Annotated in this window: 5 protein-coding genes; 4 read left to right on the top strand and 1 reads right to left on the bottom strand. The window is 46.4% G+C overall.

All coding sequences use genetic code 11. The annotated features are described in order from the left end of the window. Positions 1–486: 486 nt before the first annotated feature. Genes ACL7TT_RS08095 through ACL7TT_RS08080 form a run of 4 tightly spaced genes read left to right on the top strand, consistent with a single transcriptional unit; the run spans position 487 to position 15,254 of the window. Positions 487–6,846: a hypothetical protein gene (locus ACL7TT_RS08095; RefSeq protein ID WP_413394555.1), complete on the top strand. Its 6,360-nt coding sequence runs from the start codon at positions 487–489 to the stop codon at positions 6,844–6,846. Then, positions 6,839–9,589: a DISARM anti-phage system protein DrmE domain-containing protein gene (locus tag ACL7TT_RS08090; protein WP_413394553.1), complete on the top strand. Its 2,751-nt coding sequence runs from the start codon at positions 6,839–6,841 to the stop codon at positions 9,587–9,589. The genes ACL7TT_RS08095 and ACL7TT_RS08090 overlap by 8 nt, the downstream gene beginning before the upstream one ends. A 5-nt stretch (positions 9,590–9,594) precedes the next feature. Then, entirely contained in the window at positions 9,595–13,179 is a 3,585-nt protein-coding gene (locus ACL7TT_RS08085) for a helicase C-terminal domain-containing protein (RefSeq protein WP_413394551.1), read from the top strand. Between the two features lie 8 nt (positions 13,180–13,187). Continuing rightward, positions 13,188–15,254: a hypothetical protein gene (locus ACL7TT_RS08080; RefSeq protein ID WP_413394549.1), complete on the top strand. Its 2,067-nt coding sequence runs from the start codon at positions 13,188–13,190 to the stop codon at positions 15,252–15,254. Between the two features lie 550 nt (positions 15,255–15,804). Here ACL7TT_RS08080 and ACL7TT_RS08075 read toward each other — a convergent pair. After that, positions 15,805–16,014, bottom strand: coding sequence for a hypothetical protein (locus ACL7TT_RS08075; protein ID WP_413394548.1), 210 nt, complete (start codon positions 16,012–16,014; stop codon positions 15,805–15,807). Between the last annotated feature and the right edge of the window lie 36 nt (positions 16,015–16,050).

Raw genomic sequence — 16,050 nt, 5'->3', positions numbered from 1 at the left:
CAGATAGTTTTCAAAGCTTCTAAATCTATACGCTCTATTGATACTCTGAAATGAATATTTCTGGAGACCAAGAAACCTAGTATGTAGGGCCTTTAAGCAAATATCAGACACATTACTCGCCTGTCGGTTGGTTTCGGGAAATGTAAGTGGATACTTAACACTCGAATCATATTTTTCAGAGCCTAATCATTTGAGATCTAAGACAACATAACAACTAAAAGCCACACTTTACATAAGAATAAGAGAGTGGCATGTTAGACTTTAATAACCAATTCTTTTATGCACATTGACAATTTAGGCAAAGCTGCCAATTAATGGGGTTAGTTAATGACAGGGTCATAAAAGTATTAAGGAGTATTTGTGGACGGAAATCACACTAAGAGACACTTCATTTTTACCAGTCGCACCATTGGACTGCCCGATCACATATACATCTCGCCCACAACAAACAAGCCTGTAGACGGTATATTACGCCAAAGAATAAATATGCAAAGCCGTCGCAATGGTAAAGCGGCAGTCAATCACCTAAAAAGTAAAGGCTTAAAGCCAGCAGCCTACATCACCAATCAAAAGTGTGATCTAATTGATCTTTATGCAGATCAACGAATACGGCGAGGAATATACTGCATTGCTTGTGATCATTTTATCGATAGATTGTGCAAAGAAGAGCAGATTACGTATGGCAAGGGAACGATACCAGGTCTAGAGCTTCAAGTTTTCTATGATTATGCCCCGAATATCTTTCGAGATGGCGACATCACCCCTGAATTATTACATGAAGTGCCTGAAAAACTACTGGAGTTTTACAAGGCTAGCCCACTGTACTGTGATGAGTATATTGTTTATGCATCCATGGTTGTTCACAGAGCGACCAGCGAATTACCACTTTGGGAGGAGCTATCCGGAGAAAATAGGCAACGACTAGCTGAAGTATTCTTTTGTGGAGCTACCATACTTGGATCTGATGTCTTTAATGAAGCAGTGAGGAAACAGCCCGCAATATTTAATTACTTCAGTCACATGGCAGCGTTTGATTACAATTACACCTTGTTTACTGAAGAAGACCTACCTCGCTTTGATCCCTCGGTGCAAGCAAGCACCATCCTTGAGCTGGCTACCCGTTTAAAAGATGATCCTACTAATGAAGCAGTATTGGGCGAGTTGATTACTGAATGCCAGTCTCATCTTTCCCAAATGGCCAACTACAAACCGAGCATTAGTGCAGTTCAGTTATTCGTCCTGTGGACCGGGTATCTATATCGACTAGCCCAACTGGCCGAAATTCCTGTTTTTAACGAAGAAGACAACAACTCAGCTTGGATTCTTTTTAATGAAGCCTGGCTAGACCACTTTCAATCGACCGCGATTCAAGATCTTGCTCCAGAACGGCTAATAGGTAAAGCAAAAACCTGCCACTACAAAGCCCCCGCGATTAGAGAGAAAATAAAGACTCTAGACTTGAAGATTAACGAAGTTAAGGGAGAAATCGACACCCTGGAGAATGAGAGTAGCTCCAACCGGCGGAAAGAACGCGAACTATCACGACTTAATCTACAGCAGAGTTCTCTAATTGACCAGATGTATGTTTTTTGTGATGCAGCTACTCTTCACTTTTTACCTGAGGGTGCTGAAGCAGATTTATTATATGCTGAAACTGAATTGTCTGATCCTGAAATAAGAGATGACTTTAGCAATGATTCCGTGATGTCGGCCTTACTTGCTTTCCATGACTGGATTACAGAAAAACATCCTGGCTTTAACTTTTCTGAAGTAGGCGAGGATGGACTTGAGAATATTGCCTTCCCTAATTTCAGTTTTAACAAGGATGCTGATGGCACTAGTGCAAAAGATGAATCTCTTCTGGCAGAGCATGAACCCGAAACCGAACTGGTGCCTGACAATAATCACGAGCCCGACCCCGAAGCTGATAGTTTGACGGACAACGGATTCACGAGCTACGAGCATGACCCTGTCGATGGGGATCGTGAAGAACAAGCCAATACGAGCACAGATGATGAGTTAGCACGGGCAGAAGAGAACCCTATAGATATCATTGAAACTTTCCTCGAAGAACTTAGCCCAAAGATTGAATCGGCGCCAGCACACGAACCGAAGACTGAAGTTGTTGATGACCATGAACCTACCGTGGATTATTCAAGCTGGAGTGAGCTGGCACTGGGTGCCAAACGGGAACTGGATGATAATATCTTTATCTCATCTTATACCGCCAATGAAGTGCTCTCTCAATTAGTACTAGAAGGTAAGCTAGAGTTGGCATGCGAACTCAGCCTTCGACTGGAGGATGCCAACCTCAGTACTGATTTCCTGCCGTTCATTTTATTTCGGGCCGCTTATTACGGCATCAATACTTGGGATGATCGCCACCGTTTCAATAAGGCAAGGAGGGTATTGAACCAAATTAATACGAGCCAGCTGGATAGCTGGGCAAGTCAGCACAACGGCGAGATAGTTCCTTATTTGATTTTTGCTGCCTCTTTGCAGCCAGTTATTTTTGGGGGCAATGCTAGTACGGCTACCACCCTACTTCGCGATATCCCTCAATCATTATTTGATCAACATACTCGTTCGCTTATCAAGGAAACCATTGAGCTGGCTAATCGCAGTGAGCCAGTGACCTTGGCTGACCTGAGAAATTCGGGAAAACATGCTAGCGACCGCCCTGTATTTAATACAGACGCTATCGACTCATGGGAGCAGCGTATAAAAAGCCAACGACGCGGCTATGCCCCAATCCTTAAAGCACAAACCCAATGTATTGAGCAGGGCATCTTCGGTGAAGTTATCAACATCATCCGAAAAGGCGACCGTGATGGAATTCCAAGAGTAGAATTTTTTGTCACCAAATATGATGACATTGAAGAAAGCACAGGCCTGCTAAATGAAAGCCTCTCTGAAGTGAACTATCAGGAGGGCGAGGGAATTAGTCGTGTTGGCCGGCAACGCTTTCACCATAAGGTTTCAGAACTAATTGAAATCGGCAAGGATTGGCTGGCAGCCGTGCAGTTTAAGCAGGGAAGTCACGCAGAAGAGTATTCTAAGCGCTTCCCTACCCGCCTAGACCAAGCAATTGATCGTTTCAGTACCATTGCTGAAAAAGAGAACGGAAATTTATCCAGTCGTGCTGGTGCAACACTAGTTCTTTCACAGCTACAAACCATTAAAACAGCGATTGCAAAGCCGAAGGCTGCCTGGTCGTATCCTCGTGCAAAAGCCTGGTATTACCACCCTCGTATGCTAATGGTCATGAATGACATTAAGACAGAGCCGCGCCATGAAATTGAGTGGATGCTATCTCAATTGGGGCAGGATCTGGATTTAAATGACATTTATAGTGAGGCGCTTAAGAGTCACCATCTTCGACTAGCGTACGTCGTTGGGCAGGCCATTAAAGATAAGACGCCGAATGCTAAAATTGAAGATTTATCACCACACTTTTTCGAATACAAACGCCAGCTTGCAATTCGTTGTTCAAAGCTTGAAGGGCAGGTAGAAACGGCTTTGCTGGCAGGCCTGATCGATGCCTCTAAATCAGAAGCCTATAACGACAATATCAGTCATTTAAATGATGCTATTGAACAACTCGAACCACTGGATGATCCTGCTGAGATTACATCTTCTATCAACCAAATTGATAGTATTTTAAGAGCGCTAACGGCCAGCACTAAAGAAGCGCTAAATTCGCGCTTTGAGGATATGTTATCGAGACTTCGCACAGTAGTAACAGAAGACCCTGTTACTGATCAATGGGTCAGTGATATGCAGGCTGCAATCGACAATGACAACTTGCCTGTCGCACAAGAAATGCTTGATGAGTTAGAGTTGGCTGTTGAGGAAAAGCGCCGCATCAAGCCTTTGGTCTTTAAAGACGTAGGCATGCTCGATGAGTTTGTTTCCAAAGAAAAAGCAATTTTCATGGGCATAAGTAATTGCGATAAACCGAACTCTGTGTGGCACGCCGTACAAGAAGGAGAAGAGAAATTTGGCCTCGATTTCTCTAACTGTAATCGTAATAACTCGCTGAAAAAATGTATAGACATCCAGGATGAATGGCGGATAGCGAAAAAACCGCTGACCAATATCAAAAAGGAATTTTACGACAAGATTATTATTATCCTTGCTTCGATTGGCATAAAACCCACACGGACAAATTACAACGGCAATATGCGCGACCAGCTTGACTATCGTCGCAGCACTGGTTTTTCCAGTTTAATGGTTCGGGTTGGTCCCTCTCCTTCACTTCGTCCTTTTACACTTTTTGGCAGTAGTGTTGAAGAAAAAGATCTCCCCGTAGTTGTCGCTTATCAGCCATGGACCACTGAACAGTTACAGGAGATTCTGGTTTCCAATCACATTCATGGAAACGTAGTGCTGCTAATCTCAGCTGTGCCAATGAGTAGTCAGCAGCGTAACGACTTTGCGGCGTATTGTAAGCAACAGCAAAAAACCATCCTTCATCTTGATTTGGTGAGTCTTCTCTTCCTGTTTTCACAGTCCAGCGAGGGCGCTGAGAATATGGAGATACGAAACTTCCTGTGGCTGACAGCACCCTATACCTATTTCAACCCCTACGAAGGCACCGACGCATCAAAACCGCCGCTGCCGGAAATGCGCTTTGGTCGTGAGCTACAAATAGAAAGCCTACTGCGCATGGATAATGGATCAGCGATAGTATTTGGTGGTCGCCAGCTAGGCAAAACCACCATTCTTCAAGAGGTGCAGTCTCGTTTTCATCGCCCTGCGGGTAAAACCTATGCCAAGTACGAGATGCTGGACAAAAACCTATACGGACGAATGGACGTCAGTAAAGAGGCATGGGATCACGCGCAGGGAGTGATATGGAACTACTTATATCAATGGCTTGACCGCGAAGGAATGATTAATAAGGCAGCTGATGGTAAATCCATTGACTCCATGATCAGCGCCGTTAAGGATGCCATCTTCACCCATAAAGATGCCCAGTTTATCGCGATCTTTGATGAAATCGATCCCATACTGGGAGTCGACAGCGCTCATGACTTTAATATCTTCCGCGGCCTACGTGACCTGGTAGCGCATCCTGAAGCGGTGGGCCGATTTAAAGTGATCATTGGTGGTCTTGAAAACGTTACCCGTTTTGAGAATTCGCCGAACTATCCCTTAACACAATTGGGCGGTTCCATTCAGGTTTCAATCATGCCAACACAGGAAGCGCTCCACCTGGTGATTGAGCCACTGCGAGCGGCCGGCTATCGATTCGCTAATGCACATGTAGCTAATCGCATACTGGCTATCACTAACCGCCATCCTGGCTTAATTCAAATCTTTTGTCACCAATTGATCAACTACCTGTCAGCTAATCGCAGAGCGGATGTGGGCAGTGTGATTATTAATGATGAAGAAATCACTAATGTTGGCAAAACCAAAGAGGTAATGTCGCTGATCCGTAAGCGATTTGATATGACCCTCAATCTAGATCAGCGCTATCTGGTTATCATCTATAGCATCATTGACGATGGTCGAGGATCCCAACCCTTTGGGCCGGCTTACGCGAAGGAGATTGCAGAATGCTGGCTGCCGAAAGCCTTTGCCAATTTATCGGACAAGCAATTTGAGGCGTTTCTTGTTGAACTTGCTGGCTTAGGGGTGCTGAAGCAGCTCGGAGATGGTCAATACGCCCTACGTAATACCAATGTGCTGAAGTTACTCACTGATGGGCATGGCGATGATGTTGCGGTCAAACTTGAAGAAGCAATCGACAACTACAACACGCATGACCCACTAGATCGACACGCCTTTGACCCTGAGCGTAGTAAAGTCCCCTCACCTATTACCTGTCGTGACGAAAAAGCCATACTGGGCCGTGCCAATTATCAATCACCCCAGGCTCCACTCCAAGAGGATAAAGATAAGCAGGTTACTGTCAGTATTATCTCTGGGTCTGAGGCCTTAGGCATTAAGGCCCTACAAGACACCCTGCCCTTACTGTACTCGGAAGAACATAAATTTGGCAGCGGTAAAAAAGCCAGAACATATGAATACCTTACCTTAAGAGTGAATAATAATACCGACTATCAGGATATTCGCAAAAAGATTGTTGAAACACATATCCAGAAAAAACTGCTCAAATCGCCACAGATGATTTTCCTAGAGCTATCATCGAACATCACTCTAGATCGGATACTCGGTATTATTGACACGGCCCACAGCTGCGTTGAAGAAATCCCGTCGGAGGGTTACCCGGTCAGGGTCGTGATTGTGATGGGGCCGGGAGCCTATTGGCAATGGGTTAGCAATACTGATTTTACCCGCGAGCGAGAAGCACTTCAGCCCTTTATTAAATTAGCCCCATGGTCGTCAGATGCGGTTAAAGGGCTATTGGATAGACTGGGCATTAATGACTCATCGGATGACCAGAAAGCTGTGATCGAAATGACCGGTGCTTGGTATTTTTCCTTGAATATTCTTGCACAAGTAAGCAAAGATCATCCTAAATGGAAAGAACTAAGCCAGTTCGTCAAGAAGTTTACCCCACTAACAGCTATGACCGAGAAAAATGCGAATAAATTTCTTGAGATGAGCGGGGTGACCGAAATTGATTATGCCCTTACGCTTCTAGAAGGAATATATGATAACTATGGTGATGAATCAGTAGAAGCTGACGTAATCGAAGTGATCAGTGATGATATTGACTATGAGGGAGAAAAACCAAAAGTGAGCCATTTAGTGCAATGGCTTTCTGATTTGAATCTACTGGTTCGAGGGCGTAATACGAGGGGTGGAGACTCTCAATACTCCATTAACTCCGCCATGGCTCATGCAATTAAACTAAGGCTAAGGCATGGCTGATTGGAGTAGCTATGCCAAGGAGTTGGGCGAAGCTATTCCGGGCGGCGCCTTATTAGCCACATCTAATCTTCCAGCGTCCACACAGCAAGGCCTTGCCTCCAGCGTGTATCGTTTGAAAAATGGTGAGTCTGTTATTCTCACCTTACCTTCCAGCATGCCTGATCAGCTAACCGGCGTGATTGAATTCATGCATGGTATCAGGGCGCAGGCACTGGCAGGCCTCATTAAAGCATCTTGGATTAATGGATTGAGAATGTCTGGGACACCAGATATGTTGGTATGGACACGGGCAATGCCGCAATACCAGCGGCTCAAACTAAAGCGAGAGCTATCTGCCCAACATGTAGCAATGGATCAGCGAAGCGGACAGTTGCGTGAACCACTGCAACATGCAGATCGTATGGCAAGAACTTTAATTTGCCAGCAAAATACCCACCTAACCCGTTTTGTTGACACTTTGAGCTTGGAGGTCAAGCCCTTTCTGATTGTGGTTGATCTGACACCCTATGGTTATCGCGACAATCCACAGGACTTAATAGATCATCTCACGGGTTACTTTCCAAGATGCCCCAAACTCATCCTAACAAATACCGCCGACACTAGCATGAATAGATGGCTGCAAAATGAGCAGCCAGTAGGTGTGGTTTGGCAGCAACACACACGGGATGAGACTCCCCACGGGGCAGGCCATCCTATTACTCAGCACATTACTATAGCAGAGCTACCTGACAAGCGTTTTGCGGATCGCCTTGTACAACTAATGAGCGATTATCACGATCTAAAGGGACTACTTAAAAATGAAGGGGCTTCAGGCAAAAAAGCCCTGACGGCTCTCAATAAAATACTTTGCTCTCTGCGTAATCTTGCCATGCCTCTGCCGTTTTATGAAAGACTGCTCGATCGCAAAAGGTGCGGCGGACTATACCCCGTAAAGCCCTTGTCAGAATGGCTCGATCAATTACGGTATCTGAGATTTGGTATTGGCCAAACCCAATCATTAATAGAGGCGTTGGTAAACCAGCTCGATGAGTTGATAAATATGGTAATGGAAGGAGAAACCGGTAAATCCCAGGCAATCCAACATTGGCTTCAATCGGTTGGCGGTATTAGAGACAGCCGGGTCATTATTGTCGGCTCAGAACGTGAGGCGTTTTTTTTGCGCGACTGGCTGGTGCGCGATTACGCGACGGAAATGGACAAAGGCCTATTAACTGTCCTTGGTGCAGGAAGCGCTAGACAGTGCTACAAGCATGCCCACCAAGTCTTTGATGAAGCTATGGTAGTTGGCCATTTATGGGATAGTGAGCACTGGTCTTTATCTCTGTCACGATCTACCCATTGGCTCGCCTATCCCTTTGAGATTAATTGGTTTACCCATACCACACAGGCCTGGTTGAGTGCCTATGCAGCAACGGAGGAAGGTAAATTAGCCTGGTGGCAGATGAAAGCTGCACCCTTTGTCCCAATACTGCACAGCAAATCCATGCCCGAATTCGATGTTTGGGGCTTATGCTCAGGCCAATATAAGACAAAGCGTACCATTGAACTCAATATTCCAGAATGGGCCAACTGGATGGATGCTCTTCTTGAGGAATTTGAGGAGGCGATTGTTGAACGTGCTGAACATGGTCCTCCGTCGCCTGGCGAGGTTACGATTGAATTGTCTTCTGGTGAGCTGCGTCGATTTAGCTTATGGGAAGGCATTGATCGTCTGTCTGACGATGAAAAAACGGGGCTTGAGCGTGTCTTGGCGAGCGATTTATCGCTGGGCGACGAGATTGTCCTAATCAATGATGAGACCTGTGAATCCAGTACACTGGTTGAGATATTAGTTGATTATGCGACTGAAAACAGTACACAACATCAGGTTAACCAAGCTCAGGTTGGTCGTTGGTTTAGCTATGTCGATCATGCAGTACATGAGACAGGTTCGGTTGAACAATTACATCGCCAATTACAAATTGAAGGAGTTCAGATTGGCATGGAATCGGTAAAGCGCTGGTCACGCCACCTAGTTATTAATCCGCAAAACAAAAAGAAAATCGTACCAATTATGGCAAAGCTGGGTAAGCATAATCCTACCAGTGGTGACATTAATGCCGTCCTTCAAGCTCAATCTAAAATGCATGGTCTGCGCAGCCAAATGGGCAAACAAGTCAGGCAATTGGCAATTGCGAATAAAACCGGCACGACTGTAACTGGATCTATCTCTGGTATTCTCGATACTGAGTTGCTAGCTGACTTGGTTGCTATCGAAGAAGTCGTCTCTTTACGCCGCCATGGAGAAGTGACGCATGATGAGCCTCTAAGTCTTCGCAAGGTACTTGAGGAAGGTGTAGATAAAAGTCAGGGAAAACTGGTTGCCACCAGTTCAGCCCTACGCTCCGCTGAAGAGTCGGTCTTTCAGGACTGTAACAAAGTCGCTAAATGTCTATCGATACTAGCCAGCCATTATTACGAAGTATACGCCAAGGATAAGAAGATTAAGTTAACCGAGGCCATTGAGGCTGGCAGGCCTTTTCAGATTGATTTTAAAAGCGATACAGCCCCAACAACTAAAGGGCGATTTTCCACTTATAAACGAGAGTACAACGGAATCTCTGTTGATATTGGCAAACATTTGGAAATCGGCAATAGCGGCAGCCCCGAGCATTGCTTTAGACTGCATTTTCATTGGGATGAAGCTGAACAACAGATTGTTATTCATCATGCCGGTAGGCATCTACCGACCAATTCAGGGTGAAACGCATGACATGGGAATTTAATGATAAGACTGAGTTAAACCGAGCCCTGTTAAAGGAATTACGGTTACGACTTGTCGATAAAGCAGCACCAATTATTGATTGGCCCGGTAAACGATACGAAGACAAGCATCCTGCTGATGAATCCTTAATGGGCTCAATTGGCCAAATGCCTAATCCGGATTTTACCGGTTTTCAGGCACCTAACTCTATGGGAGTGGTATTACTTGCAACACCGGGTGGCGATGGCCACTTACGGCTTGTGCTCAATGGGAATTTTGATATTTTTCACCGCAGTATTCCTACTTTTAAGCATATGATGGGGCAAATAATCCGGGAGGAAGATAACAGCATTCGGGACACCCAAACACTTCCCATCAGCTTTCGTCGTTTTACAGTACAGTTTTCTGACCTGGTTATTGATATCCCGCTACCTTCCAGAGTAAACCAATGGTGCAAGCCGGATGATGATAACTCCCTATCTCGGGCGATGTCGGCACTTGAGGCTGACTTGTTAAATGAGCCGGATATTTTTAAACGCTCAAAAACCCGTGAAAACGGACAGCCAGAGATGTATTTCCCGTGGGATGAAGATCGCATCATTGACCAAGATAGTCTGAACGCGACGGTAATCAGGGAGTTATTTGATGGGGAAAATGAAGTACTCCCTTACCGACCTTCGATCAGGACGAGAGCAAGAATAGCCCCTCCATCGCTTAGTGAAACTGGCAATCAATACCTAGTCGAAATTTTCCTTGAAAACAATACCCTGCTTGATGACGCCAGAATGTTCGGAGTTATGAAAAACGCCCATTTTCTGGATGTCCAGTTTGATGTCCAGCTGGATTCCGGTAAATCTCATGGTCTACCCCATCGATTGGAGCCTGCGGATTATCGCCTCCATGATCGCAGCACAGTACCAGGTTACGGAGTTACCACGAGTGTCAATCAAATCGGCAAGGATCACTTTGCAACGGATGCAATGCCAATTAGTGAATTGGAGAAAATCGATAACCCTGAGCCTGAAGATTTGGGCATGAAAGACAGCCCCTCTTTCGAAAATCTTTCGAAAGAACCTGTGCCTATTTTAAGAGAGTTGATAAGCGCCGTTAATGATTATGCTAACGATTGGCAGCAAAAGATAGACGGTTTACTCAATGAAGGAAAAGTTCGTGAGGCTGAAGTATCCACTATTGAACGGAACTCGCTACTACAAGAATGCGACAACATGGAAGATGGCATCGATCTATTGGAAAAACACCCTCATCTACTGCAATGCTTTATCTGGATGAATGAAGCCATGCGCAATGCTTTTATCCAACAAAACAAACCGTTTGTGAATACCTGGAGATTATTTCAGCTCGGTTTTATTTTGACTCAGATCCGCTCTATTTATGAGCGGTGCTGCGATCGCAGCGAACTGACCGATCACTTGGATACAGCGGAAGTACTCTGGTTCTCCACCGGTGGTGGTAAAACCGAAGCCTATTTGGGGATTATCGTGATGGGCTTATTGTATGAGCGCATGAAAGGGCGCACCTACGGTACCACAGCCTGGATGAAATTCCCCTTGCGTATGTTATCTGTTCAGCAATTCCAACGTCTGTCGTATGTGGTGGCGCAAGCTAATCGTATTCGCGAGCGTGAATCCGATAAGTTGCCCGGACACCCTTTCACGATTGGCTACTTTACTGGTGAAGGCACACCCCGCAATATCACCAGCAGTTACGATTCTGATACCAAGACATTTTTACCGACGCTAACCGCCAATCAGTTAAAACAGTGGCGTTTTATCAAAGACTGCCCCTACTGCGATCAAGAAAACAGTGTGGATGTGGTCTCGGATTTATCCAATGGGAGGATTAAGCATGTATGCCGTAATGCCCAATGCTGGTCAAACACAGAGGCCAGCCCTGGCGAGCATGGCGAAGGCATTCATGGGGAACTAGGCATAATCGTTTCAGATGAAGAAGTCTACCGCTATATCCCTTCAGTGATGGTTGGCACCATTGATAAACTCGCGACTATCGCCCATAACACGCGCTATCGGTATTTCTTTGGGGGTGGTCGCTACTATTGCCCTCAGCACGGCTTCTCCTTTGAAGGCCGCTGTGTTCATCGGGCTATTATTCAAGGCGATGATGGCAATTACACGTCAGAGCAGTGTCGCAACAGCACCCGTGGTCAGGAGCCCAGAACCATTCCCCTGAGCCCTATGACCTATCCAGGCATCTCGTTTGTAATACAAGATGAGCTTCACTTACTTGCCGAAAACACCGGTAATTTCGATGCTCATTATGAAACCCTTATGTCATCTCTTCAGGAAGCAAATGACGGCAGGCGGCCAAAGGTGCTTTCCGCCACGGCGACTATTAAAGGCTATGAGCATCATATCCATCACTTGTATCAACGAAAAGCCCGACGGTTTCCGGTTCCAGGTGTCGAACAAGGTGAATCATTTTATTCGCGGATTCACAAAGAAAATGGCAAGCCTTTGGTAAGGCGTTTATATGCGGGTATTTACCCGTTAGGCACCGGCACTGTAATGGAGCGAACCTCAGCCATTGTCAGTATGCGCTATCTGGAGATGGTGGATTATTATCGCAAGGCCTTGCAGGACTCGCCTAACGATACAGCATATTCACTAGGCTTCACTCCAGCACAGTCCGGTGATATAGCGGATCACTTAGATCGCTACATGAATGCTTGCCTGATTTACATCAACAGTATTCGCGGCACCAGTAATGTTAATCGCCATATGGAGGAAGAACAGTCATCGCGACACCCAGATTGGCGCTGGCGGCAGCTCGATGGAAAAACGTCTTTGGATGAAATCCAAGATGCAATTAGCTTGATTGAAAGCAAATCGTCGGACGACCCAACACGCCAGTTGATCGCAACCAGCGTTGTATCTCATGGTGTTGACATGAGTCGCTTGAATTTCATGGTAGTGGGTGGATGGCCCAAATCTATTGCCGAGTATATGCAGTCATCGGCGCGCGCCGGCCGAGAACAGCCCGGTATTGTACTGTCGGTCATGAATTCAAAGAACCTATTCCAAAGCAACGTGTTCCTGAACTTCCAGGATTATCACTTGTTTATGGATCGCATGGTTGAATCAGTACCGGTGAATCGATTTGCTCCCAATCTTCTTGAACGTACCCTACCTGGCATCATTGCAGCCTGCCTGAATAATTGGGCTGCTAGCCAGCCTTGGGGTGAATCCATTAGGAAAAGTGGCGGGAAGCTTAAAGAGGCATTGAATGACTCTACCTTGGCCGTGCGCCAGGCACTAAAAAGCCAGATTATGAACGCCCTCTCGGTGCCTGAGGTGTTGATTCACGAAGGCTCATTTGATCAACGAGTAGTGAATGATTTCCAGACCCAATTAGAACGCACAGTTGACCTTGCTTTGAACCGGCTTGAAGGGATGCCAAATACCCTCTCTGACTTATATATCCCCGAAGTGATTGAGAGGCTGATGGGTAACCGTCCCATGTTTAGTCTTCGCGACATCGAAAGCCAGATTAATGTTAAGCCCTGGACTGAGGAAGGCGGTCGCCTTCTTGAAGCCCTGGCACGCAACGAATAGGAACCGACATGATTGATGATCAGTTTGCAAAAAGTCGTCTGTACTTTGAAGGTCTTCTTCCAGGGAATATCTATCGTCTTCGGAATCGATCCTTTGCCCGCATTCTTGGCGTGATGAGCAATGAAGAGGAAGCACGCCAGATCGACCCAGAACAGCTCATTGATGTGGCCAAGAAGGTGGTCCAGGAATGGGCGCAACTGAATAATGCTCAGGTGGATCAAACCCTGCTCACCGCCTTGGAAAATCCTGAGCAGTTACTGGAAATCGCTTCACCCGATTCTGTCTATGTCGAACCCTTTCCTATGATGTTGCAATGCAACAACTGTGGTGTACTGGATTACCATACAGGGCGTCATCGCAATGAAGACCGTGTTCAACGAGCAGCGAATCGCGTACGTGAACTCCACGGTCGGTCAGCGGTACCTTGCCGTCGCTGTAGCGGTAATATGAAACAGGTACGTTACATTTCCGTCCATCGCTGTGGGCGTATGGAACCCATTGGGATTCCGTTTTCTGCCAGGGGCATCACGAACCTGGGGTATCAGGATCGTGGTGGTACCTTCGCGCAGAGCCGGTTTGTTGACATTGATACCGGCAATTCTCTCGATAGTGCGCTTCAGCTGCCCTGCAATGATTGCCGACGTGATTACCCGGAGCATCAGGGTCACAGTAAGCGCGGCACACCAGTGGACAACCCCGAGAAATTCTATGCGCACAATATCCAGTATTTGTGCCTGAAACAGGAAACGGGCAAGCAGGTCTCCCGAATCAGCAGCCTGATCGGCCCTCCTGGTAACCCACTGACAGATATCTCTCGGGATATCGCCGAGGCTGTCGCGAGCTGCCTAGTCGGAATGTCCACTCCCGAAGAATTGGCACGCCATATCCAAGACACGCTGGCAGGACATGGCCCTGACCGAGATGCGATTGATGAACTTTCAGCCGAACTCACCAAAAAGCGCGAGCAGCGTAATGAGGTGGTGGAGAAAATGGCCGGTATCCTGAGTGAAGAGGCCTTGAAAGACACTACACAAACCCTGGATAAAGCAATCAAAGATCTTGAGGATCAATTGACACTGGCATCAGGACGTTTTGCTTCAGTACGGGATGTACTCGATAACGACACTCTGCTCCAGAACCTAGCAGCCCACCGGCGCTCATTGGAAGCAGCGCTGATGCCCTACGACTTCAATCGTGAACGCCAGACGCTACCTGAAATGATAAGCCGGGTCACTGACCCGATCCGACAAGACCGACTGAGTCAGGATATGCAGGTTATCCAGACCCGTTATGGAATTGAAGAAATCTCCCATTACAAGGAGGTCAATGTGGTCATGGCCAGCATTGGCTATACCCGCGAGAAACCCTCACCTGGCGATGAGCCACCCGGCCAGGTCGTTCCGACAGTCCTGATGGGTTATGACGATCAGGTGATTGACCGACTCAAAGGCAAAAGCATGATTTATGGCCTTCCTGCCCGTACCGAAGCTCTGCATATCCGGTTAGATCCTTGTCGGCTGCTTAACTGGTGTGTCAAGGCTGTCGGCTGGCAGGATCCAGGTGAAGTGACGCGCAATGACCCAGTTAAATCACGTGCCCATCTTCTACTTAATTGCGCCGCACTGAGCCTTGATCCTTCTGAGGTACAGGCAGAAACCGCACAGCGCCCCGCCTTGGAATCAGCCCCGTATCACTTGCTGCACACTATCAGTCACTGCCTATTGGGCACCATTAAGCGCCATACTGGTTATGACGAGAAAAGCGTCATGGAATACATGATCCCGATGGATTTATCCGTGATCTTGTATGTGACCTCAGTTCAAAACTATACCGCCGGAGGCCTAATGACATTATTCAGGCATTATTTGCGTCAATGGATGGATGATGCCAGTAATTACGCCTTTAACTGCATATTTGACCCCATCTGCTCTGATAAAGGCTCCAGCTGCAGTGGTTGCGTCCAAATACCCATCGGATGCGAGACGTTTAATCACGGACTATCCAGAAGCTACTTACACAGTGGCAAAACCGACCCTGAGCAACAAATAGAGGTAACCAAGGGTTTTTGGGAATGACAATTGCGGAGCTAACCGACAAACTCCATAGCCATTTCAGCGAGATACCGCTGAACGAAGCTCGATGAGCTGCTACCACTTTCATTTACACTTTATGCCGCCAGATTTTCATACTCTGACGGCGATTGATAGCCAAGACTCGAATGAAGCCGTTCTCGGTTATAGAATCGATGTATTCATTGATATGTGCGATCACATCAATTTAATTTTCAAACATTCTTTGATGAACCAGCTCTGTCTTCATACTACGGAAGAAGGATTTAGCGATAGAATTGCCAAGAGAATTACCTTTCTGTCTCATACTCCGTGTCATACCTGCGGACTCTGCAAGTTCACAATACTTATGGGTTACATATTCGATTCCCTGATCAAAATGGAATATATACCCCGGCTGTGGTCGATAACATGCCAGGGCTATTCTAAGAGCACTCTTCGTCATTCGGCTTTCTACTAAATGACCATCCGATGACTGAACTTGTAAACAGATCAATCACAAGGCATGATATATTCAACTTGTCGAAGTCTTGATGTATGCAAAGTCCCCTGCCCGCTATGTGCTAAAGCTTCCTGTTGGATCTGATTCGCCAAGCTGATTGTGGGTAGAAGGATAGAATTCATCCTTACCTGAATTGCAGGTATAAAGTCCTCTACTAGGGAAGCTCTGAGCAAGTTCAGGAATTTGTAAAAAATCAGCTTTTTCGTGGATTTTCCTTATTTTGGAAAAATAATTGCTCGAATTTTCATCTATCTTCGGCTGCAACCCGCCTCCTGGCGAATCGTAGACGCACCTCTCCTA

It is taken from the genome of Microbulbifer jejuensis (genome assembly GCF_047289955.1).
Taxonomy (GTDB): domain Bacteria; phylum Pseudomonadota; class Gammaproteobacteria; order Pseudomonadales; family Cellvibrionaceae; genus Microbulbifer.
The sequence above is the reverse complement of the archived record's forward strand: the minus strand, read 5'-3'. Positions and strand labels throughout refer to the sequence as shown.